A 1,370-nucleotide genomic window follows, 5' to 3' on the forward strand; every position below is an offset into this window, starting at 1 on the left:
GTTGTTTAGCTGCTTTTCAACCGTAGCGAGGTTATTGAACAGGTAAGTTAGCTGCATTAACAAACGCTTCCAATGACCTTGTTGCTGCTCTTCCAAATACGCCAGTGAATTTTGTAGTTCTGCTAAAGCCAAAATTGACTCATCGGTGTGAGTGTATTCGTTGCCGAGTTGAATGGCTTGAGCAATATCTCGGCAAGCTTGCGCTTGTGTCTCAAGAAGATATTTAAAGCGGAACAGCACGTCTGAACGCTCAAACTCCGTTGCCAAATCTTGGTAGCGGTAGTGGCTCGAACTCACGCGTTCGTGAATGTCTTGCGCGATAAAATAGATATTCAAGAATCGGTCACTTGGGCCGTCTACATGACCACGCTTGGAACGGGTGAGTAGCGTTGCTTTACACGCATTGAGTGCGGTGACCGTAGCAGCATTAAGGCGAGCCGCTTCAATACGCATTGGTTGCGGTGCAAGGTTCGTGACTGGGTGGAAAAGCTTGGCTTTGGCATCGAGATAATTAGCAAGCGCAAGAAACACGTTCGCGAGGCTTAATTGCACCGGCTGCAACGGCCAGAACATTTGCCAGATCATCGACATAAAGTAATACCAAGCGGCGCCAGTTAGCAGTAACAACGGCTGGAACCAAATATTCGTGCTTTCGTGCGCGCCGAGCATGGTGTAAATGGCGATCAGCAACGAACCAAATGCGATACTGGCATACTTTGGCCCAATTGCGCCAAGCATGATAAAGCCAAACGTGGAAATAAACAGACCCGTGGCAAACAGCCAAGGGGTATGAAACAGTATTTCAATAGAGAAGGCCGCAACCGCGAAACAGATAAACGTGAGAATCAGAGCTTTGATTCGTCCCATAAAGCTGTCATCACTTTCCGCTAGTGCAGCGGCAATCACACCTAGTATGAGAGGTGTGATCAAGGTGTTTTGTCCGAAGTACCAAGCAGGAATAACGACACCCAACAGGGTGATCAATATAAGAATGCTGTAGTTAATGGTTTTATTTGCCCAATAGAGGCGAAATTTAGAAGCTGCTTGCACAATGCGCCTTACATTTCCGATAAAAACGGAGAAAAATTCCCAATTTCACTCAAGGATGACGGCGTTAGAAAGTTGACGTTCTCACGGTTAACGCTCACCAATAGAGCCTTAAAACAAACGGCTTTCACGGGCGCTATCATCTTGAAGTTGTTTGGATATGTTACCAAGCTCACTATAGCGTGTTTATGATTTAATTTAAGAAAAAATCACGCTTGGTTATGAAATCGACAGAAATGTCATTGACTTAAGAATGCAGAGCAGTTTTCGGATGCGAAAACCGTCTAGAGTTTGGGTTTATAGCGTTGAAGTAATGACAATTA

General features: G+C 45.3%; 1 protein-coding gene. It reads right to left on the reverse strand.

The genetic code is table 11. The annotated features are described in order from the left end of the window. The coding region (gene yccS / locus R7E78_RS24125) for a YccS family putative transporter (RefSeq protein ID WP_318058338.1) at positions 1 to 1,050 on the reverse strand (1,050 nt) is incomplete at its 3' end. Positions 1,051 to 1,370: the final 320 nt, after the last annotated feature.

Source organism: Vibrio sp. YT-19(2023) (assembly GCF_033337395.1).